Source organism: Citrobacter sp. C348, from assembly GCF_047467975.1.
GTDB lineage: Bacteria > Pseudomonadota > Gammaproteobacteria > Enterobacterales > Enterobacteriaceae > Citrobacter > Citrobacter gillenii.
The window spans coordinates 47857-69035 of record NZ_JASJUJ010000010.1; the positions used below are offsets into that span (position 1 = coordinate 47857).

A 21179-nucleotide genomic window follows, 5' to 3' on the forward strand; every position below is an offset into this window, starting at 1 on the left:
CCGGTTTCGGCGTGTATTGTGGCATGTTTAGCTAAACATGCCCACCTTAAGAATAGATGCCATTGAAATATATGTAATATTTATAGGTTGTGAATAATTTAAATAAGTTATCTTTAATCAGAGAGATACCAAGGAAGAATATAACTATGCCCCACTTTCGTCTGGCCCTTATCCCATTGCTTACCGCATTTTGTCTGCCCGCGTTTGCCCACCCGACAACGCTGAATAAAGTCAAAGAAGCAGAAAGCCAGCTCATCGCACGAGTCGGTTATGCCGAGCTGGATCTCACCAGCGGCGAGATTCTGGAAAGCTATCGCCTGCAAGAGCGTTTTCCGATGATGAGTACATTTAAGGTTTTACTCTGCGGCGCGGTGCTCGCACGCGTTGACGCAGGAAAAGAGCGGCTGGATCGTCGCATCCCGTTCAGCCAGCGTGATCTGGTCGAGTATTCGCCGGTAACGGAAAAGCACCTTGACGATGGCATGACAGTTGGCGAATTATGCGATGCAGCCATCACCATGAGCGATAATACGGCGGCGAACCTACTGCTTACGACCATCGGCGGTCCGCAAGGATTAACCGCGTTTCTGCGCACAACCGGCGATCGAATGACCCGGCTCGACCGCTGGGAACCCGAGCTGAACGAAGCCCTGCCCGGCGATGAACGCGATACGACGACACCTGAAAACATGGCGAAAACGTTGCGCCAACTGCTCACTGGCAAAATCTTGACGACAACATCACAGCAGCAACTCACCCACTGGATGGTGACGGATAAAGTCGCGGGACCGCTGTTGCGCTCGGTACTTCCGGCAGGCTGGTTTATAGCCGATAAAACAGGTGCCGGGGCACGCGGTTCTCGCGGTATTGTCGCGGCGTTAGGGCCGGACGGTAAGCCTTCCCGTATCGTGGTGATTTACATCACCGAAAGCCAGGCAACAATGGAGGCGCGAAACAGGCAGATTGCGGGGATTGGGGCGACGCTGATCCAACACTGGGATGAGTAAAATTGCCTCAAAACAACGGTACGTTGTTACGCGTGCCAGCGGAAATATAAAAAATCAGGGAACTGAGTTGAGTCATCTGCAGTGCATCACGCGATTCCCCGTTGTTCTGTCTGCTCTTAAGACATCATATTAACGGGGACGCGGAAGCGTTCAAACTCAGTGATGGCGCAGTTGTCCATCGCTATGTTTAGGTCCGATACGACCTGCTTCTATCAGAATTTCCTCTATGAGCTCTTCGAGGCACGCCTTGCCATGATGATCGCAGACAAGATGCACCTGCCGGGAAATTTCTTCAGGTTTCATACCATCACATAATGCAGCCTTCAGCATTAAGGTGGCCCAGCGTTTTGCTTCAGAGTGAGTTAACATGACCCCTCCCGATATGTGTTACCTGTATAAGCGTAGCTGCCTGGAGGCAATTCACCTGGCTTTCTTCCGGGTGCCATAACACCACCACCTTGAGTAGCCACTGGTTGCATATAGAATTTTCGATAGATGAATGCCCCCAGGACGCGCCAAAGAGTACATAGACTAAGACTCGTGCTTTAAATCCAGCAAGGTGCCCACATTAACAACAGATGCTCTAGAATTATTCATTATATCTATGACTATCAATTGTTTTTTGGATTTTGTAAAATAATTTGAATTGGATTAATGTGATTTCAGAATCACTGGAGAAAGTCTTATGAAACTCGCCATCTATAGTACAAAACAGTACGACAAGAAGTACCTGCAACAGGTTAACGAGGCTTTTGGTTTTGAACTTGAATTCTTTGACTTTCTGCTGACCGAGAAAACGGCCAAAACAGCCCATGGCTGCGAAGCCGTGTGCATCTTCGTCAACGACGATGGCAGCCGCCCGGTTCTGGAAGAACTGAAAAAGCACGGGGTGAAGTACATCGCCCTGCGCTGCGCCGGATTCAATAACGTCGATCTGGACGCCGCCAAAGAGCTAGGTTTGCAGGTTGTGCGCGTCCCGGCCTATTCGCCGGAAGCGGTCGCCGAGCATGCGATTGGTATGATGATGACGCTGAACCGTCGTATCCACCGCGCGTACCAACGCACTCGTGACGCCAACTTTTCTCTGGAAGGCCTGACTGGTTTTACCATGTACGGTAAAACCGCCGGGGTGATCGGTACCGGTAAAATTGGTATTGCCGCGCTGCGGATCCTGAAAGGCTTTGGTATGCGCTTGCTGGCGTTTGATCCCTATCCAAGCGCTGCGGCTCTTGAATTAGGCGTTGAATATGTCGATCTCAGCACGCTGTTTGCGGAGTCAGACGTCATTTCCCTGCACTGTCCGTTAACGCCGGAAAACTATCATCTGCTCAATGAAGAAGCCTTCGCGCAAATGAAAAGCGGCGTAATGATCGTTAACACCAGTCGCGGGGCCCTGATCGACTCACAGGCTGCCATTGATGCCCTGAAAAACCAGAAAATTGGTTCTTTGGGTATGGACGTGTATGAAAATGAACGCGACCTGTTCTTTGAAGATAAGTCCAATGATGTTATCCAGGATGACGTATTCCGTCGCTTGTCTGCCTGTCATAACGTGTTGTTCACTGGGCACCAGGCATTCTTAACGGCCGAAGCGTTAACCAGCATTTCGGAAACGACCTTGCAGAATCTGGCTCAGATTTCCAAAGGCGAAACCTGCCCGAATGCCCTCTTCTGAAAACGCCGCTCCCCTGCCATCAGGGGAGCATTTTCAGATAACCCCTGATGATAAATCCGACAGTATCATTATTATATTGATTGTATTCCCGTCACTAACGTAGAGAAATTCAATGAAGAAAATTGTCACGTTGATTGCGCTCAGCATGCTTATGGCTGGCTGTGTGAGCAATGGAAAAGTTTCCGTTAATCGCGAACAGTTACAGCACCACCGTTTCGTTCTGGAGAGCGTGAACGGCAAACCGGTCACCGTTGCGAAAAATCAACCCGAATTGAGTTTTGGTGAAAATATGACGGTGTCGGGAAAAATGTGTAATCAATTCACGGGCCAGGGCAAGCTGTCTGACGGCGAATTGAAGGTGAAAGACCTGGCGATGACCCGCATGAAGTGCGCCGACCCACAGCTGAACACACTTGATGGCGTTATCAGCGACGTGTTTAAGCAAGGCGCACAGGTCGATTTGACGGCTAACCAGTTAACACTGGCGACGGCAGAGCAAACACTGACGTATAAACTGGCAGATTTAATGTAATTAACGCGGAGACTTAATAGTTCCCGCAACTCCCGGCGGCAAGCGACTGTTCACTGCAGCGTTTGCCGTTAGGTAAAGCACACATCCCGATGGCGGAACCATCCAGTTGACGTGCAATCGACAACGAACCGCCAATCATAGCGCAGTTGGCCTCACCAGAACCCGACATTGCAGCCTTCATGCCCGGCGCGACGTGCGCGGCCGTTGCCTGCTGAACAGGTTCACTGCTGCAAGCCGATAATAATAACGCGGCACACCCTACCCAAAACGCTGCGCGCATCTCACTCCCCTCTCAAAAATAACCCAACGACACAGCCCTAAATAATAGGCAGCAGAAACACTGTCGTCGAGAGGTAAAGTGCGCATTTATGCGCCCTGTTTACATTTTCTGGCAATTTTTTGACGGCTCCTTTGATCAAACCATTCATTCTGTTTATTACAGGGACACAAATGCGAAAATGTGTCCAGATGGCTTTTGCTAAAATAGAAAGATAACTACAGGACTCGCCGCCGTTTTGCGGGTCCCTCTTTTTGCGCAATGTAAGGGTGTCAGTATGCAAACAATTGACGGTAATGGTGCGGTTGCTTCGGTTGCATTTCGTACCAGCGAGGTTATCGCCATCTACCCGATTACGCCGAGTTCGACGATGGCGGAGCAGGCCGATGCCTGGGCCGGTAATGGGCTTAAAAATGTCTGGGGAGATACCCCGCGCGTCGTGGAAATGCAGTCGGAAGGCGGTGCAATAGCAACTGTTCACGGCGCATTGCAAACCGGGGCGCTGTCTACATCTTTTACCTCATCGCAAGGTTTATTGCTGATGATCCCGACGCTGTACAAACTGGCCGGTCAACTGACGCCGTTTGTATTGCATGTTGCGGCACGTACGATTGCCACCCATGCGCTGTCGATTTTTGGCGACCATTCCGACGTGATGGCCGTTCGCCAGACCGGCTGTGCGATGCTGTGCGCCAGCAGCGTTCAGGAAGCGCAGGATTTTGCCCTGATTTCGCATATCGCCACGCTGAAAAGCCGCGTCCCGTTTATTCATTTCTTTGATGGTTTCCGCACCTCACATGAAATCAATAAAATCGTACCGCTGGCCGATGACACCATTCTTGGACTGATGCCGCAGGCGGAGATCGACGCCCATCGTTCTCGCGCGCTGAATCCGGAGCATCCGGTGATTCGCGGCACCTCGGCTAACCCGGATACCTATTTCCAGTCACGCGAAGCGACAAACCCGTGGTACAACGCGGTTTACGAGCATGTCGAACAGGCGATGAACGATTTCGCCACCGCAACGGGTCGCCAGTACCAGCCGTTTGAATACTATGGTCATCCGCAGGCAGAGCGCGTCATCATTCTGATGGGCTCCGCCATCGGCACCTGCGAAGAAGTCGTGGATGAGTTGCTTACCCGTGGCGAAAAAGTCGGCGTACTGAAAGTCCGTCTGTTTCGTCCGTTCTCAGCCCGACATTTACTGCAGGCCTTGCCGGAAACCGCACGCAGCATCGCCGTTCTGGATCGCACCAAAGAACCCGGGGCACAGGCTGAGCCGTTGTATCTGGATGTCATGACCGCGCTAGCCGAAGCCTTTAACTGTGGCGAGCGTGAAACGCTACCGCGTGTAATTGGCGGGCGCTATGGCCTTTCCTCGAAAGAGTTTGGCCCGGACTGTGTGCTGGCAGTGTTTAATGAACTCAGCCACGCCAAACCGAAATCACGCTTTACCGTCGGCATCTACGATGATGTCACTAACCTGTCACTGCCTCTGCCGGAAAACACCCTGCCCGCCACCGCAAAACTCGAAGCCCTGTTTTACGGATTAGGCAGCGACGGCAGCGTGTCAGCGACCAAAAACAATATCAAGATTATCGGTAACTCGACGCCGTGGTATGCGCAGGGTTATTTCGTCTATGACTCGAAAAAAGCCGGCGGCCTGACGGTGTCCCATCTGCGCGTCAGCGAAAAACCGATCCGTTCGGCGTATCTGGTGTCGCAGGCGGATTTTGTTGGCTGCCATCAACTGCAGTTTATCGATAAATATCAAATGGCAGAACGTCTGAAGCCAGGCGGTATCTTCCTGCTCAATACGCCGTACAGCGTGGATGAGGTGTGGTCACGTCTGCCGCAAGAAGTTCAGGCAGTTCTGAACCAGAAGAAGGCCCGTTTTTACGTGATTAACGCTGCCAAAATCGCCCGTGAATGCGGCCTGGCAGCACGTATTAACACCGTAATGCAAATGGCGTTTTTCCATCTGACACAAATTTTACCCGGTGATAGCGCACTGGCGGAACTGCAGGGCGCAATTGCAAAAAGCTACAGCAACAAAGGTCAGGATCTGGTTGAACGTAACTGGCAGGCGCTGGCGCTGGCACGTGAGTCGGTCGCCGAAGTGGCTCTTCAGCCGGTTGATCCGCACAGCGCCAACCGACCGCCAGTGGTCTCCGATGCCGCGCCTGATTTTGTGAAAACCGTGACGGCGGCGATGCTCGCGGGTCTGGGTGACGCACTGCCCGTCTCCGCACTGCCGCCAGACGGTACCTGGCCCATGGGCACCACGCGCTGGGAAAAACGCAATATCGCCGAACAAATCCCTATCTGGAAAGAAGAACTGTGTACACAGTGCAACCACTGCGTTGCCGCCTGCCCGCACTCGGCAATTCGTGCCAAAGTGGTTTCCCCGGAAGCAATGGCAGACGCCCCGGCTAGTTTGCATTCGCTGGATGTGAAATCCCGCGATATGCGCGGTCAGAAATATGTTCTACAGGTCGCGCCTGAAGATTGCACCGGCTGTAATCTGTGCGTGGAAGTCTGCCCGGCGAAAGATCGCCAGAATCCCGAGATCAAGGCCATCAATATGATGTCCCGCCTGGAGCATGTCGAAGAAGAAAAAGTGAACTATGATTTCTTCCTCACCCTGCCAGAGATCGACCGCAGCAAACTGGAACGCATTGATATTCGCACCTCGCAGCTGATCACCCCGCTGTTTGAATATTCCGGTGCCTGCTCAGGCTGTGGCGAAACGCCGTATATCAAGCTGCTTACCCAGTTGTACGGTGACCGCATGCTGATCGCCAACGCAACCGGGTGTTCATCGATTTATGGCGGCAACCTGCCCTCCACACCCTATACCACCGATGCCAATGGCCGCGGGCCGGCCTGGGCGAACTCACTGTTTGAAGATAACGCCGAGTTTGGTCTGGGCTTCCGCCTGACGGTGGACCAACACCGCGTTCGCGTCATGCGCTTGCTGGAACAGTTTGCCGATAAGATCCCGGCTGAGCTGAATGATGCCTTGCACGCAGAAGCCACGCCGGAAGTTCGTCGCGAGCAGGTCGCCGCACTGCGCCAACATCTGCAAGGCGTTGATGGCGCACAGCAACTGTTAACCGATGCCGATGCACTGGTTGAGAAATCAATCTGGCTGATTGGCGGTGACGGTTGGGCCTACGATATTGGCTTTGGCGGGTTGGACCATGTCCTGAGCCTGACCGAGAACGTTAATATCCTGGTGCTGGATACCCAGTGTTATTCCAACACCGGCGGGCAAGCCTCGAAAGCGACACCGCTTGGCGCGGTCACCAAATTTGGCGAACACGGTAAGCGTAAAGCACGTAAAGATCTGGGCGTCAGTATGATGATGTACGGTCATGTTTACGTCGCACAGATCTCGCTGGGAGCGCAGTTAAACCAGACGGTGAAAGCGATTCAGGAAGCAGAATCTTACCCTGGTCCGTCACTGATTATTGCCTACAGCCCATGTGAAGAACACGGCTACGATCTCGCCCTGAGTCACGATCAGATGCGCCAGCTCACGGCCACCGGATTCTGGCCACTGTATCGCTTTGATCCGCGTCGCGCTGACGAAGGTAAACTGCCGCTGGCACTGGACTCTCGCCCACCGTCAGATGCGCTGGCTGAGACTTTGATGAACGAACAGCGCTTCCGCCGCCTGAATGCACAGCAGCCGGAGGTGGCAGAGCAGTTGTGGAAGGATGCGACCGCAGATTTGCAAAAACGCTATGACTTCCTGGCGCAGTTGGCGGGAAAAGCCGAAAAAAGCAGTACCGATTAATACGTTCAGTTAAGTATTAATCTGGAATAAAAAAAGCCCGAACAGATGTTCGGGCTTGTCAATTTATTCGCTGGCTAATCAATCTTATGACAACTCTCCAACGAAAAATAAAACGTGACAATAAAGGCATATAACCCGCGCAGAATATCTCAACAAAATTAACTTGTATAATATTTATTTTATATATTTAATCGTTAACTCATTCACTGCAATTATCATCATTTCCGTGGAATTATTTGTTTAAGATTTTACTTAAGACGTAACAATTCATATTTATCTCTTTACGGAACTTATCCTTTAGCATGCTTTTACACCCTATATGGGTAGTTGCAGGTAAATATAAAAACTAAAGGATTATTTCAATGAACAGAAAAGTACTGGCTCTCGTAATTCCAGCCCTGTTAGCTGCAGGCGCTGCACACGCTGCTGAAGTTTATAATAAAGACGGCAATAAATTAGATCTCTACGGTAAAGTAGACGGTCTGCACTATTTCTCTGATGACGCTGGCAGTGATGGCGATCAGACCTATATGCGTATGGGTTTCAAAGGCGAAACTCAGGTTAACGATATGATCACCGGCTATGGCCAGTGGGAATATCAGGTTCAGGCAAACGGTACAGAAGGTGATAAAGGCGATTCCTGGACTCGTCTGGCTTTCGCGGGTATTAAAGTTGGCGATTACGGCACATTCGACTACGGTCGTAACTATGGCGTGATGTACGACGTAGAAGCCTGGACCGATATGTTGCCAGAATTCGGCGGTGACTCTTACACCAAAGCCGATAACTTCATGACCGGTCGTGCCAACGGCGTAGCCACCTACCGTAACGCCGATTTCTTCGGCCTGGTTGATGGTCTGAACGTGGCGTTGCAGTACCAGGGCGCGAACGAAAATCAGTCACCGGAGCAAGAAGGCACCAATAACGGTGGTGACGATCGTAATATGAAGAACTCCAACGGTGACGGCTTCGGTCTGTCTTCTACCTACGATCTGGGTATGGGCGTCAGCTTCGGTGCGGCATACACCTCTTCTGACCGTACCAACGAGCAGGTTAATCACTCTACCGCTGGCGGCGACAAAGCTGATGCGTGGACTGCTGGCCTGAAATACGACGCGAACAACATCTACCTGGCAACCATGTATTCCGAAACCCGTAATATGACCCCTTATGGCGGCTCAGACGGTAGCAATAATACTATTGCCAACAAAACGCAGAACTTTGAAGTGACTGCGCAATACCAGTTCGACTTCGGTCTGCGTCCGGAAGTTTCTTTCCTGATGTCTAAAGGTCAGGATCTGGGTGTAAACGGTTCTGATGGCGACCAGGATCTGGTTAAATATGCTTCCGTAGGTGCGACTTACTACTTCAATAAAAACTTCTCCACCTACGTTGATTACAAAATCAACCTGCTGGATGAAGACGACAGCTTCTACACCCAAAATGACATCTCTACCGATGACACTGTAGCACTGGGTATGGTTTACCAGTTCTAATCTGTCAGCCCGCTGGAAACAGCGGGCTACTCTCCCGCCCCTACAGTGCAATTGCGTTTTATGTAGATCAAAACATTATATCTGTTGCGTTAAAACACATCCCTGATAGATGATATATTGCCTTCACACTCGCCGCAGAGGATGCCTGCAATGAATCATCACCCCGTTAAATCATCCCGTATTGCATCCGTCGGTTATGACGAATCATCCCGCACGTTAGAAATTCGTTTTCACCATACGGAAATCCTGCAATATCACCCGGTCCCGGCGCGTATCTTTCGAGATTTCCTGACAGTGGTCTCAAAAGGCCGGTTTTACGATGGCGTAATAAAAGGCAAGTTCCCTGAACTCAAAATAAAGTGATGCCAAAATGTGATCTCTGTCATTGTACATAAAGTGCCATTACGCGGTAAGCTTTAGGAGGATACTTAAACAGGAGGTTTTATGAACAGAACGATTCTTGTACCCATCGATATTTCAGACTCAGAATTAACTCAACGTGTTATTGCCCATGTCGAAGCCGAGGCAAGAATTGACGATGCACAGGTCCATTTTCTGACCGTTATTCCGTCATTGCCCTATTATGCTTCGCTTGGACTGGCCTACTCGGCTGAGTTGCCGGCCATGGACGATCTTAAGGCCGAAGCGAAATCTCAACTGGAAGAGATGATCAAGAAGTTCAATATCCCGGCAGACAGAATTCACGTTCATGTCGTTGAAGGTTCGCCAAAAGATAAAATTCTGGAGCTTGCCAGGAAATTACCCGCAGATATGGTCATTATTGCCTCGCACCGACCTGACATCACCACTTATCTGCTTGGCTCCAACGCCGCAGCTGTAGTGCGGCATGCGGAGTGTTCGGTTCTGGTCGTCCGCTAAGCTTTCTGGCCCGCACATCGCTGCGGGCTTTTCATTTCTACCTCTTTTACCCCGCGATTCCTGACCTAAATGTGCTGACATTTTTCCCGCTTATCCGTACCATACACGCCACAGTTTTTATATCAGACTTCTTTTGCCGGACAATCCGGCGTGATGCATTCTCTTCTGATGCCACACTATGAATTGAGCCTCTATTAAATGTCGCAAAATCAAGATATTAGCAAGAAAGATCAGTATAACCTGAACAAATTACAAAAGCGTCTGCGTCGTAACGTGGGCGAAGCGATTGCCGACTTCAACATGATTGAAGATGGCGATCGCATTATGGTGTGCCTTTCCGGTGGGAAAGACAGCTACACCATGCTGGAGATCCTGCGCAATTTGCAGCAAAGCGCGCCGATCAGTTTTTCTCTGGTTGCGGTTAACCTGGATCAGAAACAGCCCGGTTTCCCGGAACACATTCTGCCGGAGTATCTGGAACAACTGGGCGTCGAGTACAAAATTGTCGAAGAGAATACCTACGGAATCGTCAAAGACAAAATTCCGGAAGGGAAAACAACCTGCTCACTGTGCTCTCGCCTGCGCCGCGGCATTCTGTACCGCACGGCAACCGAACTCGGTGCCACGAAAATTGCGCTGGGACACCACCGCGACGATATCCTACAAACGCTGTTTTTAAACATGTTTTACGGCGGGAAAATGAAAGGTATGCCACCGAAGCTGATGAGCGACGACGGAAAGCATATTGTCATTCGTCCGCTGGCCTATTGCCGTGAAAAAGACATTGAGCGTTTTGCAGAAGCCAAAGGCTACCCGATTATTCCGTGTAACCTGTGCGGTTCACAACCGAACCTGCAGCGTCAGGTGATTGCTGACATGCTGCGTGACTGGGATAAACGCTACCCGGGCCGTATTGAAACCATGTTCAGCGCAATGCAGAACGTGGTGCCTTCGCATCTTAGCGATATCAATCTGTTCGACTTTAAAGGTATTAAGCACGGCTCAGCGGTCGTTGACGGCGGTGACTTAGCGTTCGATCGCGAAGAGATCCCGCTGCAACCTGCTGGCTGGCAGCCGGAAGAAGATGAAAATCAGCTGGATGAGTTACGCCTGAACGTGGTTGAAGTGAAGTAATTTATCATGCCGGATGGCGACGTAAACGTCTTATCCGGCCTACGACGTGCATAAACGCCTGTAGGCCGGATAAGTAGAGCGCCATCAGGCACTCCAACGGACATTTATTTCAACAGACGAACCCGACAGGTTTTGCCTTTAATCTTACCGTTTTGTAACTGCTTCCACGCTTTATGCGCCACGGACTGACGAACGGCCACGTAGACATGCATCGGATGCACGGCAATTTTACCAATGTCGGCCCCATCCAGCCCCATATCACCGGTCAATGCCCCCAGAACATCACCCGGACGCATTTTTGCCTTTTTGCCGCCATCAATGCACAGCGTCGCCATCTCGGCCTCAAGCGGCACAATTGAACCGTTGCCAGGTGCAGGTAGCCAGTTCAGCTTAAGTTGCAGCATTTCAGAAAGAATATTGGCACGCTGGGCTTCTTCTGGCGCACAGAAGCTGATGGCCAGGCCGCTGTTACCCGCACGCGCAGTACGTCCAATACGGTGTACATGCACCTCCGGATCCCATGCCAGTTCGTAGTTCACCACCAGCTCAAGCGATTTAATATCGAGGCCACGTGCTGCAACATCGGTTGCCACCAGCACGCGCGCGCTACCGTTAGCGAAACGAATCAGCGTCTGATCGCGATCGCGCTGCTCCAGGTCACCATGTAGTGACAGCGCACTTTGCCCCGCGGCATTCAACGCGTCGCACACGGCCTGGCAATCTTTTTTGGTGTTACAGAAGACAACGCACGATGCCGGCTGATGTTGACTGAGCAACTTTTGCAGCAACGAAATTTTGCCGTGTGTGGAGGTTTCAAAAAACTGTTGTTCAATCGCCGGTAGCGCATCTACCGTATCGATTTCAATCGTTAACGGGTTTTGCTGCACCCGGCCACTGATTGCGGCAATCGCTTCCGGCCAGGTCGCCGAAAACAGCAGCGTTTGGCGTGACGCAGGCGCAAAGCGGATCACCTCATCAATGGCATCGCTAAAGCCCATATCCAGCATGCGATCGGCTTCATCCATTACCAGTGTATTCAGGGCTTCCAGCGACACGGTACCTTTTTGCAGGTGGTCGAGCAATCTGCCCGGCGTGGCGACAATAATATGTGGCGCATGTTGCAAAGAATCACGCTGTGCGCCAAAAGGTTGCCCACCGCACAACGTTAATATCTTGGTATTCGGCAGGAAACGCGCTAATCGACGCAGTTCGCCCGCGACCTGGTCAGCCAGTTCACGTGTGGGGCATAAGACCAGCGACTGCGTCTGAAACAGCGCGGCATCAATGTGCTGTAACAGTCCAAGACCAAACGCGGCCGTTTTGCCACTGCCGGTTTTTGCCTGCACGCGAACATCTTTTCCTGCCAGGATCGCCGGTAGCGCAGCGGCCTGAACAGGCGTCATTTCAAGATAACCCAGCTCGTTAAGATTCTCGAGTTGAGCGGCAGGTAAAACATTCAGAGTAGAAAAAGCGGTCACAATTTAATCTCGCGGTAAGAACTTACAATTAGCAGGCGCGTATCCTCGCAGATCTGCGCCCGTGATGCGACAATTTAATCGGTTCTTCATCCGGCGGTGGATCAGGCATCGGCTGCGGACGAGGTATCGGGTCAGGAATAGGTACCGGATCGGTCGGTACAGAGTCGGTGTTGAGTGTGGGCAACGGTAGCAATAGCGTGAGACGGGTCATATTCCCTCCAGTCATTCAGGTTGACTCTTTTAGGGTAGACGCTCATTTCCTGCAGGCAAAAAAAAGCCGACTAATCTAAGTCGGCGTCGTACGAATCAATTGTGCTATGCAGTAATTCAAAAAAGGAAGTAAGACAATATGGAGCGCAACGCCCATCGCTTGACGTTGCATTCACCTGCGAGAGAGATATTGCCCCGAATAGGTAGAGAGTTTATTGACCTCGCTCAAAATATTAAACGTTTTCACCCATCAGAGGCGGTAAAAAACGTTGTTGTTACAACCATTTACTACGATGCAACCATAAAGTAACACCACCAATCAGGAGCACTAACAGAATACAAAACAATGAGAAACCAAACTGCCAGCCGCCACCGGGAATTCCCCCAAGGTTAACGCCAAACAATCCGGTTAAGAATGTGCTGGGCAGAAAGACCATCGCCATCAACGACATGGTATAGGTTCTGCGAGCCAACGATTCCTGCATCACCTGCGCAATTTCATCCGCCATGATACCGGTCCGGGCAATACAGGCGTCAATCTCATCCAACCCTCTTCCCAGCCTGTCGGCGATATCCTGCATCCGGCGCCGCTGATCGTCGGTCATCCACGGCAGTCTTTCGCTCGCCAGACGTGCATAGGCATCTCGCTGTGGAGCCATATAGCGCCGCATGACGATCAGTTGCTTACGCAGCAGTGCCAGAAAGCCGCGCGGTGGGATTTGTTGATCGAGTAAATTGTCTTCCAGATCGATAATTTTGTCGTGCAGCTGTTCAATAAACTCACTGGCATGATCGGTTAACGCGTCACAGACATCCACCAACCAACTGCCACAGTCATTCGGCCCCGTTCCTTCTTGCAAATCGCTGATCACATCATCTAACGCCAGCACTTTACGCTGACGCGTCGAGACAATCAGCCGCTCATCCATATATAAACGCATTGCCACCAGTTGGTCCGGACGCTCATCCGTGCTGCCATTAATACACCGCAGGGTGATCAGCGTGCCTTCCCCTATCCGGCTGACTCGTGGGCGCGTACTTTCACCGGCCAGCGCATCGCGCACAATATTAGGAAGCAGAGGCGTCGTCGCCAACCACTTCGCGCTATCAGAATGGGTATAATTAAGATGCAACCAGCAGGGATGCTGAGCATCGATCACATCGTTATCTTCCAGCGGTTTTACTCCGCCCTGGCCATCCAGTAGCCAGGCAAACACGGCATCCGGCACATTAACGTCCGCTCCCTTAATGGCTTCCACAGCGCCTCCACAGTCATTCAGTCTTTTTCGTTAGTCTAGCCTGCAGATTATGTTAAGCAATATCTCATTATCCCATTGTGCTGAAATGATTCAGAAAAGTTAAATAAAATGAAAACGCCGACGACGTCGGCGCGGGTGACTACAGGATTAGAATGAATGACCGTATTTATCCCGTCGGCTGAGCCCCGAAGGTGTTACGGTGCCGTGAGATTGTGGGAAAAATTCTTTTTCCTGAGCGTTACTTAAATGAAATTTATGTGTTCGTGACTGCAGGTCGTTTACCTGATTTTTCAGAATGGCTGATGAATCCGATAACTCATCGACCATGGTGGCATTACTTTGAGTCACGTTTTCCAACTCTGCCAGGGCCTGGGTAATCTTAACGATACCCTTCTCCTGTTCCCGCGTGGTGGTTAATATCTCCCCCATCAATTGGTCCAATTTCCCGGCGCCGCCCACGATATCCTGCATGTTTTTTTCGGCTTCGCGGACAATAGCCGCCCCTTCGCGCACGTTGTAATGTGTTTCATCAATCAGCCGTTTAATACTCTTTGCCGCTTCAGCACTACGATGGGCCAGCGTCCTCACCTCTCCCGCTACCACGGAAAACCCCTTGCCGTGCTCACCTGCTCGTGCTGATTCCACAGCTGCGTTTAATGCCAGAATATTCGTCTGAAAAGCAATGCCATCGATCAGGGCAATGATTTCCGTCATCTGCTGCGCGCATTCGGTGATAGAGCGCATATTAGTCGCAACCTGAACCATTAATTCGCCACCCTGACAGGCGGAGTGTGTAGCGATATTCGCCTGGGCACTGGCCAGTTGTGTATTCTCAGCATTATTACGTGTACTGATGGCTATCTCTTCCATATTGGCGGAGGTTTGCGATAGCACCCCTGATTGCTGCTCTGTTTTAACCGACAGCGCTGCACTGCGCTCCGCAAGCTGTTCAGAGAGCGTCATCGCTGTACGTGAAGAAGTGCGGATTTCGCTGACTAACGCAGAAATATTACTCGATAAGCTGTTAATACCTGGAATAAGTCGCCCTGCGCAGTTATTACCAAACTCAGGAATACTGATTGCCAAATTCCCTGACGTGACCTCTTCAATGCTTTTCTTAACGGTGTTGATCGGTTCAACGAGATATTTTGTCATGTACCACCACAGACATAATATCGAGATCAGACTTACTACGTCAGTATAAATAATAGTATCAATCTCTGTGGATAATAATAACTCTATCACATTGATAATAAAAATTGTTAATGTCACAAATGAAATAATAAACGTCCTGACGCTTATATTCTTCAACATTTCAGCTCTGCTCACCAAGAAATAATATAAATACGGGTAATAATTTTTATAGCAGTTGCGATACAGATTACCATTCGCTTACGCAGAAACCTTAATTTTCAACTGGACTCTACCCCACTTTCACTTAAGGCGTATTATTACAGTTTAAATTTTCATTAATGCCGCATTTTTCTCTGCCAAAGCGGATCACCGCACCAACGTTCAGATTATTGTGATGAGGAGCACGCCACGAACACAAAATGCGCAAAAACATAAATATGGTGAATGCTTACATAAGCGAAAATAGAATATTTCCTAATTTGAGAGGTTCAAGCTAATACTCATGATGAAATATTAAGACTATTCCTGGTTTTATCGGGTTAACTTGACAAAATCTGCTAGATTTAACATCACGACTTTTTATCTATAGGTAGTACGATGTTGCACGTGTCGTGGGACCCTGTATTGATTGGGATTTCCTTTATAGTCGCGTTTATTGCCTCTTTCATTGCTCTCGACAGTGCGGGAAAAGTGGCGATCTCCAGTCGACGGGAATCGACCTTCTGGCGGTTATCCGGCGGTGCGACGCTGGGTCTGGGGATCTGGTCAATGCATTTTATTGGTATGCTGGCCATGAAAATGAGCATGCCGATAAATTATCATTTTGTACTCACCGCGTGCTCTTTCCTCATTGCTCTTGTTAGTGCAACGTTTGCCATCAATATCGCCATATCGGGTCAGACGCTATCAACAAAACGACTGGTTGTCGCCACGAGTCTATTAAGCACTGGCGTAGTGGCAATGCACTACGTTGGCATGGCGGCCATTGTTGAACATGTGGCAATTATCTGGGATCGCAGACTTATTCTGCTCTCGGTGGTCATTGCCGTCGTGGCATCAGGCGCGGGTTTATGGCTGGCTTTTCATTTGCGCCAAAATACCCGACGCGCGTTAATCAACCGTCTTATTGCCGCGCTCATTATGGCGCTGGCCATTGCGTCTATGCATTACACCGGGATGGGGGCTGCGACCTTTACTCACGTTGCGCACACTGCGCATGAGGGGATCTCCACGCTGGAACTCTCCATTTGGGTCAGCGCCATAACGATGGTGATCCTGGGGATAATGCTGGTGATGTCGATGGTGGACGCCCAACTACGGACATCACGACTGGCAGATAATTTGCATCAATTAAACTGTCAGCTTGAACATCAGGTCCACTTTGACCCGCTGACTGGGCTTGCCAACCGCACCCAGATCGATGCCTGCTTACTGGCCTGCATGCAGGACTCCAAACTGCATCAACACCCGTTTTCGCTAGTCTTTATCGACCTCGATCGGTTCAAAGTGGTTAACGATACCTGGGGCCATCACATGGGTGATCAATTGCTGATTGCCAGCACTCAACGCATCTATACCTGTCTCGATGAGACCATGACCCTCGCAAGACTGGGTGGGGATGAATTTATGCTGCTGGTTCCGAATAGTGGCAGAGAGGCTATCTCCAACCTGCTGACCCGTATTGCCAATGTTATCAAAGAGCCATTTACGTTATGTGGACATTCTCTTCGCGTTTCGTTAAGCGCAGGAAGCAGTATTTATCCTGAACATGGCGCAACGTTACATGAGTTAAAGGTGAAGGCTGATATGGCGATGTACCATGTCAAACAGGCCGGCAGAAACGGTTGGGCAATATACACGCCAGAAATGGAGGCAATCGCAGATACGCCACCGACGTTTTTACAGGAACTGTCGCAGGCGCTTGAGCGTAATCAATTCGAGCTATGGTATCAGCCTAAATATACCACAGGGGATCATACGCTGGCCGGTTTTGAAGCACTCCTTCGCTGGCACCACCCCGAGCGCGGCATGCTGCTGCCTGCTGAATTTCTTCCCGCGCTTGAGGAGACAGGTCTGATCATTCCAGTCGGTGACTGGGTTATTCATCAAGCCTGTTTTCAGTTACACCAATGGGCGTCGCAAGGCCATAGCCAGTGGACGCTCGCCGTTAATCTTTCATCCGCCCAGTTTGAACAGCATGATATCGTCGATATTGTCTGCAATGCTCTCGCGCAATATCAGCTATCACCGACACAATTAACGCTGGAACTGACTGAAAGTACAGCCCTTAAAAATTTAAAGCATAGCGTCGACGTTTTGAATGCATTTTCTGCACTCGGCATCACCATTTCTATTGATGATTTTGGCACCGGTTATTCAAATATCCTGATGTTAAAGTCACTCCCGGCGCGGGAATTAAAAATTGACAGAATATTTGTCAAAGATATTAGTGAGAACAGCAAAAATACAAAAATCGTGTCTACTATTATTGACATAGCCCACTCGATGAATATGTGCGTCGTGGCTGAGGGTATAGAGACACATGAGCAGGAAATACTCCTCACCCAGATGGGATGCAGAGTTTTACAAGGTTTTCTGTTTGCTAAGCCCCTGCCCGCACATCAGATCCATGAATTGATGCACACTGAAAGCAGCGTAAAACCGATACTGGCCGTACAGACGTTGTCTCACCAGGAATCAATATCGTTGTGAGACTGAAAAAGAAATATTAGTTGCCAGTCGGTCGGCAACATAGCCAATGAAGATAACGGGATTATCGATGAGCACAAACGAACTGCATTCACTGGATTTATTAACCATTCCGGTCTGGCTCGTTTCGCCCTATACCGAGGACCTGGTTTTCGCCAATACCGTAGCTCGGGAAATCATGCAAGCTGCGGATTTCTCTCGCCTCAGGAAGGGGGTGTTTTCGACCCATGCTCAGGCCGACTTAACCCAGTATCTCAGCGACCTGAAAAATCAGCATGACATTGTGGAAATCCTCACAGTTTGCCGGGACGGAGAGGAAATTGCCCAGGCCTGCCGTCTGTCCATCAGGACCCTGGCTAATGGCGGTGACGTCATTCTTTTTGAAGGTATTGAAACCCCGGCGGCACAAGGGCTTAAAGCCAGTCGTTCCGCCAATTACCAACGTAAGAAACAGGGATTTTACGCGCGTTTTTTCCTGACAAACTCGGCGCCGATGCTGCTCATCGATCCGTCTCGCGATGGGCTGATTGTCGACGCCAACCTCAGTGCGCTGAATTTTTATGGTTACAGCCATGACGTGATGTGCCAGAAACATACCTGGGAAATTAACATGCTGGGGCGTCACGTCTTACCGGTGATGCATAAAATTGCGCATCTGCCTGGCGGCCATAAGCCCTTACATTTTGTCCACAAACTGGCCGATGGCAGCACTCGTCACGTGCAAACTTACGCTGGCCCCATCGAGATTTACGGTAATAAACTGATGCTATGCATTATTCACGATATTACCGAGCAAAAACGCCTTGAGCAGGAACTGGAACGGGCTGCACTGCGTGACGCCTTAACCGGATTATTCAATCGCAGGCATTTTTATCACATCACTGAAGCTGAACAAACGCACGCTATGCCGCTGACGCAGGACTATAGCTTGTTACTGATCGACACCGATCGTTTTAAGAGCATTAACGATCTCTTCGGTCATTTGAAGGGCGATGAGGTGCTTTGCGCGCTGGCCCGCACGCTGGAAGCCTGCGCGCGTAAAGACGATCTGGTCTTTCGTTGGGGAGGTGAAGAATTTTTGCTGCTCCTGCCACGTACATCTCTCGATGTTGCACTTAATCTGGCAGAAACCCTACGTGCGACGGTTGCCCGTGTCAGCCTCCCGGGCCTTCCCCGCTTTACCGTCAGCATCGGCGTGGCACGACACGAAGCGAATGAAAGCATTGATGAATTGTTCAAACGCGTGGACGACGCGTTATACAAAGCCAAGAACGAAGGCAGAAACCGGGTGCTGGCAGCCTGAGATCGCAGCCGTTAACGACTGCGTTTTGCATGGCGCTCCCAGTTTTCCTGTTTGGCCTGCGCCGTTTTGCGAAGTGCAACATAACATGCCCCGCTACCACCATGGTGCGGCAGTGCACTGCAGTACGCCTGCACGTCGTCAAACTCCGTCAACCAACGCGCCACGTAGCTGCGTACGATATTGGCATGGGAATTATCGTCTCGTCCCTTGCCATGAATAATGAGGACGTTGCGCAGCCCCTCCTGTAGGGCCTGATGGATAAAACTGAATAACATCTGACGACATGTTTCGACCGGCTGACGCAAAAGATTGAGACTCGCCTGCTGGGGATACTTTCCGCTCCTCAGCTTATCGGTAACGCCCTGCTGTAACCCCTCGCGATGAAAAGCCAGCGGTTCGTTCAACGGTACGATCTCCAGAAAACCCGTCGAGAGAAAATTATCCAACTGCAGCGTATCAATACGCGCTGGCGCACGAGGATTGCGCGAAGGCTGCCAGTGGATATCAGTACAGCCTTTCAGAGGTTCAACATCCCCCATAGCGTCCAGAAACAATGATGCGTCATCAGGGTTCATGTTTCATCCTCCAGCATTTTGCGACGGTCATTATCATAACTGCGCACTATTATACCGACAACTATACCGACAACGGTTTACAGCTATTTCCAATAATCAGGCGATTCTACTCGGTGGTTTAAGTCGTGGATCTTAGGGGGTATAGCTGTGAATATCCTTGGCGTGATAAGGTGTAAGCCCGCCAGATGACACGGGTATTGTCCCGCCGGTATTGAGAGAAACGGATGCTTAATTTACTTGAAGACACCATTGCAACACCGCTAGGTCCACTGTGGGTGATTTGCGATGAACAATTTCGCCTGCGCGCCGTCGAATGGGATCAGCACAGCGATCGTATGGAACAGCTGCTGGATATTCATTATCGCGCTGAAGGCTACCAGCGCATTGCCGCAAAAAACCCCGGGGGGTTAAGCGATAAGTTGTCTGAATATTTCGCGGGGAATCTGGGCATTATTGACACACTGGAAACGGCCACCGCAGGTACCCCGTTTCAGCGGGAAGTCTGGCAAGCACTACGCGCGATCCCCTGTGGTCAGGTGATGCACTATGGGCAACTGGCCGAACAACTGGGGCGTCCCGGTGCCGCCAGGGCCGTGGGTGCGGCAAACGGTTCTAACCCAGTCAGCATCGTTGTTCCCTGCCATCGCGTGATTGGACGCAACGGTACCATGACCGGATATGCAGGTGGTGTGCAGCGAAAAGAGTGGTTATTGCGCCATGAAGGCTATTTGCTACTCTAGAATCCAGGCAATTAATGCCTTATTCATCACACTTCTACATAAAGCAACCGCAGATAAAGTGCGGTTAATCAAACAGATACAAACATTCAACTCGCTTATGCCTGAATTATTCTCTCTTAGGGGTAGGTCAGGCTTACGTGCTCACCAAAAAGATGTTAAAATTGACAAATATCAATTACGGCTTGAGCAGACCTATGATCCCGGAAAAGCGAATTATACGGCGCATTCAGTCTGGCGGTTGTGCTATCCATTGCCAGGATTGCAGCATCAGCCAGCTTTGCATCCCGTTCACACTTAACGAGCACGAGCTTGACCAGCTCGATAATATCATTGAGCGCAAAAAGCCTATCCAAAAGGGGCAGACGCTCTTTAAAGCAGGCGATGAACTTAAATCACTCTATGCTATCCGCTCCGGAACGATTAAAAGCTATACCATTACCGAACAAGGCGATGAGCAAATTACCGGTTTCCATCTGGCCGGCGATTTAGTCGGTTTTGACGCCATCGGTAGCGGTCATCATCCGAGCTTTGCACAGGCGCTGGAAACCTCAATGGTCTGTGAAATCCCATTCGAGACCCTGGACGATCTGTCCGGTAAGATGCCGAATCTGCGTCAGCAGATGATGCGTCTGATGAGCGGCGAGATCAAAGGCGATCAGGACATGATCCTGTTGCTGTCGAAGAAGAACGCAGAAGAACGTTTAGCGGCCTTCATCTACAATTTGTCCCGTCGTTTTGCCCAACGTGGATTCTCGCCTCGCGAATTCCGCCTGACCATGACTCGCGGAGATATTGGTAACTATCTCGGCCTCACGGTAGAAACCATCAGTCGTCTGCTGGGTCGATTCCAGAAAAGCGGCATGCTGGCGGTGAAAGGCAAATATATCACTATCGAGAATAGCGACGCGCTGGCTGTTCTTGCTGGCCATTCACGCAACGTAGCGTAATCGTTCTGCAAGCATCGCTATT

19 protein-coding genes are annotated in these 21179 nt (G+C 50.5%); 12 read left to right on the top strand and 7 right to left on the bottom strand.

The window, feature by feature from the left end; translation table 11 throughout:
- Positions 1-146: 146 nt before the first annotated feature.
- On the top strand, positions 147-1007 hold the full coding sequence (gene blaGIL / locus QNN86_RS17915) for a GIL family class A beta-lactamase (RefSeq protein WP_220470440.1): 861 nt from the start codon (positions 147-149) through the stop codon (positions 1005-1007).
- Positions 1008-1163: 156 nt separating this feature from the next.
- Here blaGIL and QNN86_RS17920 read toward each other — a convergent pair whose 3' ends face one another.
- Entirely contained in the window at positions 1164-1376 is a 213-nt protein-coding gene (locus QNN86_RS17920) for a hypothetical protein (protein ID WP_096756927.1), read from the bottom strand.
- Between the two features lie 316 nt (positions 1377-1692).
- Here QNN86_RS17920 and ldhA point away from each other — a divergent pair, with 316 nt between their 5' ends.
- Both ldhA and hslJ read left to right on the top strand, forming a co-directional pair.
- Positions 1693-2682 carry a D-lactate dehydrogenase gene (gene ldhA / locus QNN86_RS17925; protein ID WP_137362286.1) on the top strand — a complete coding sequence of 330 codons (990 nt, stop codon included), beginning with the start codon at positions 1693-1695 and terminating at the stop codon, positions 2680-2682.
- 112 nt (positions 2683-2794) lie between these two features.
- Positions 2795-3214 (top strand): heat shock protein HslJ, encoded by a 420-nt coding sequence (gene hslJ / locus QNN86_RS17930; RefSeq protein WP_414212028.1) that lies wholly within the window; start codon positions 2795-2797, stop codon positions 3212-3214.
- Positions 3215-3227: 13 nt separating this feature from the next.
- On the opposite strand, the gene QNN86_RS17935 is transcribed toward hslJ, so the two are convergent.
- Positions 3228-3494, bottom strand: coding sequence for a DUF333 domain-containing protein (locus tag QNN86_RS17935; RefSeq protein ID WP_096756923.1), 267 nt, complete (start codon positions 3492-3494; stop codon positions 3228-3230).
- A 274-nt stretch (positions 3495-3768) separates the two neighbouring features.
- Between QNN86_RS17935 and nifJ the strand changes: the two genes are divergently transcribed.
- The 5 genes from nifJ (at position 3769) to ttcA (ending at position 10802) form a co-directional block, all read left to right on the top strand.
- Positions 3769-7293, top strand: coding sequence for a pyruvate:ferredoxin (flavodoxin) oxidoreductase (gene nifJ, locus QNN86_RS17940; protein ID WP_414212030.1), 3525 nt, complete (start codon positions 3769-3771; stop codon positions 7291-7293).
- A gap of 362 nt (positions 7294-7655) precedes the next feature.
- Entirely contained in the window at positions 7656-8789 is a 1134-nt protein-coding gene (ompC, locus tag QNN86_RS17945; protein WP_182269754.1) for a porin OmpC, read from the top strand.
- 150 nt (positions 8790-8939) lie between these two features.
- The gene (locus tag QNN86_RS17950; protein ID WP_181632189.1) at positions 8940-9152 is read left to right on the top strand and encodes a KTSC domain-containing protein; all 213 of its coding nucleotides are present in this window, start codon (positions 8940-8942) and stop codon (positions 9150-9152) included.
- An 81-nt stretch (positions 9153-9233) separates the two neighbouring features.
- Complete coding sequence (uspF, locus tag QNN86_RS17955) at positions 9234-9668, top strand: universal stress protein UspF (RefSeq protein ID WP_115258358.1); 435 nt, start codon at positions 9234-9236, stop codon at positions 9666-9668.
- A gap of 198 nt (positions 9669-9866) precedes the next feature.
- The gene (ttcA, locus tag QNN86_RS17960; protein WP_096756918.1) at positions 9867-10802 is read left to right on the top strand and encodes a tRNA 2-thiocytidine(32) synthetase TtcA; all 936 of its coding nucleotides are present in this window, start codon (positions 9867-9869) and stop codon (positions 10800-10802) included.
- A 104-nt stretch (positions 10803-10906) separates the two neighbouring features.
- Here the strand turns inward: ttcA and dbpA are convergent, their stop codons facing one another.
- The 4 genes from dbpA to QNN86_RS17980 form a co-directional block, all read right to left on the bottom strand.
- On the bottom strand, positions 10907-12280 hold the full coding sequence (gene dbpA / locus QNN86_RS17965; protein ID WP_096756917.1) for an ATP-dependent RNA helicase DbpA: 1374 nt from the start codon (positions 12278-12280) through the stop codon (positions 10907-10909).
- Positions 12281-12308: 28 nt separating this feature from the next.
- Entirely contained in the window at positions 12309-12491 is a 183-nt protein-coding gene (locus QNN86_RS17970) for a hypothetical protein (RefSeq protein WP_096756916.1), read from the bottom strand.
- A 274-nt stretch (positions 12492-12765) separates the two neighbouring features.
- Positions 12766-13749, bottom strand: coding sequence for a zinc transporter ZntB (gene zntB, locus QNN86_RS17975; protein ID WP_096756915.1), 984 nt, complete (start codon positions 13747-13749; stop codon positions 12766-12768).
- 147 nt (positions 13750-13896) lie between these two features.
- Positions 13897-15063: a methyl-accepting chemotaxis protein gene (locus QNN86_RS17980; protein ID WP_414212034.1), complete on the bottom strand. Its 1167-nt coding sequence runs from the start codon at positions 15061-15063 to the stop codon at positions 13897-13899.
- A gap of 417 nt (positions 15064-15480) precedes the next feature.
- Here QNN86_RS17980 and QNN86_RS17985 point away from each other — a divergent pair, with 417 nt between their 5' ends.
- Together QNN86_RS17985 and QNN86_RS17990 are read left to right on the top strand one after the other, a co-directional pair.
- Positions 15481-17595 carry a putative bifunctional diguanylate cyclase/phosphodiesterase gene (locus QNN86_RS17985; protein ID WP_181617041.1) on the top strand — a complete coding sequence of 705 codons (2115 nt, stop codon included), beginning with the start codon at positions 15481-15483 and terminating at the stop codon, positions 17593-17595.
- 67 nt (positions 17596-17662) lie between these two features.
- Complete coding sequence (locus tag QNN86_RS17990; protein WP_181617042.1) at positions 17663-18895, top strand: sensor domain-containing diguanylate cyclase; 1233 nt, start codon at positions 17663-17665, stop codon at positions 18893-18895.
- An 11-nt stretch (positions 18896-18906) separates the two neighbouring features.
- Here the strand turns inward: QNN86_RS17990 and smrA are convergent, their stop codons facing one another.
- On the bottom strand, positions 18907-19470 hold the full coding sequence (gene smrA, locus QNN86_RS17995) for a DNA endonuclease SmrA (RefSeq protein WP_096756911.1): 564 nt from the start codon (positions 19468-19470) through the stop codon (positions 18907-18909).
- A gap of 224 nt (positions 19471-19694) precedes the next feature.
- On the opposite strand from smrA, the gene ogt reads away from it, so the two are divergent.
- Entirely contained in the window at positions 19695-20210 is a 516-nt protein-coding gene (gene ogt / locus QNN86_RS18000; RefSeq protein WP_135911932.1) for a methylated-DNA--[protein]-cysteine S-methyltransferase, read from the top strand.
- 194 nt (positions 20211-20404) lie between these two features.
- The gene (gene fnr, locus QNN86_RS18005; protein WP_135911931.1) at positions 20405-21157 is read left to right on the top strand and encodes a fumarate/nitrate reduction transcriptional regulator Fnr; all 753 of its coding nucleotides are present in this window, start codon (positions 20405-20407) and stop codon (positions 21155-21157) included.
- The last annotated feature ends 22 nt before the right edge of the window (positions 21158-21179 follow it).

Coding starts and splice junctions, on each gene's coding strand:
- QNN86_RS17920 (WP_096756927.1), bottom strand. CDS start 1,376: ATGTTAACTCACTCTGAAGCAAAACGCTGGGCCACCTTAATGCTGAAG.
- ompC (WP_182269754.1), top strand. CDS start 7,656: ATGAACAGAAAAGTACTGGCTCTCGTAATTCCAGCCCTGTTAGCTGCA.
- smrA (WP_096756911.1), bottom strand. CDS start 19,470: ATGAACCCTGATGACGCATCATTGTTTCTGGACGCTATGGGGGATGTT.
- QNN86_RS17935 (WP_096756923.1), bottom strand. CDS start 3,494: ATGCGCGCAGCGTTTTGGGTAGGGTGTGCCGCGTTATTATTATCGGCT.
- QNN86_RS17980 (WP_414212034.1), bottom strand. CDS start 15,063: ATGTTGAAGAATATAAGCGTCAGGACGTTTATTATTTCATTTGTGACA.
- hslJ (WP_414212028.1), top strand. CDS start 2,795: ATGAAGAAAATTGTCACGTTGATTGCGCTCAGCATGCTTATGGCTGGC.
- fnr (WP_135911931.1), top strand. CDS start 20,405: ATGATCCCGGAAAAGCGAATTATACGGCGCATTCAGTCTGGCGGTTGT.
- ogt (WP_135911932.1), top strand. CDS start 19,695: ATGCTTAATTTACTTGAAGACACCATTGCAACACCGCTAGGTCCACTG.
- QNN86_RS17985 (WP_181617041.1), top strand. CDS start 15,481: ATGTTGCACGTGTCGTGGGACCCTGTATTGATTGGGATTTCCTTTATA.
- blaGIL (WP_220470440.1), top strand. CDS start 147: ATGCCCCACTTTCGTCTGGCCCTTATCCCATTGCTTACCGCATTTTGT.
- ldhA (WP_137362286.1), top strand. CDS start 1,693: ATGAAACTCGCCATCTATAGTACAAAACAGTACGACAAGAAGTACCTG.
- ttcA (WP_096756918.1), top strand. CDS start 9,867: ATGTCGCAAAATCAAGATATTAGCAAGAAAGATCAGTATAACCTGAAC.
- QNN86_RS17990 (WP_181617042.1), top strand. CDS start 17,663: ATGAGCACAAACGAACTGCATTCACTGGATTTATTAACCATTCCGGTC.
- nifJ (WP_414212030.1), top strand. CDS start 3,769: ATGCAAACAATTGACGGTAATGGTGCGGTTGCTTCGGTTGCATTTCGT.
- QNN86_RS17970 (WP_096756916.1), bottom strand. CDS start 12,491: ATGACCCGTCTCACGCTATTGCTACCGTTGCCCACACTCAACACCGAC.
- QNN86_RS17950 (WP_181632189.1), top strand. CDS start 8,940: ATGAATCATCACCCCGTTAAATCATCCCGTATTGCATCCGTCGGTTAT.
- uspF (WP_115258358.1), top strand. CDS start 9,234: ATGAACAGAACGATTCTTGTACCCATCGATATTTCAGACTCAGAATTA.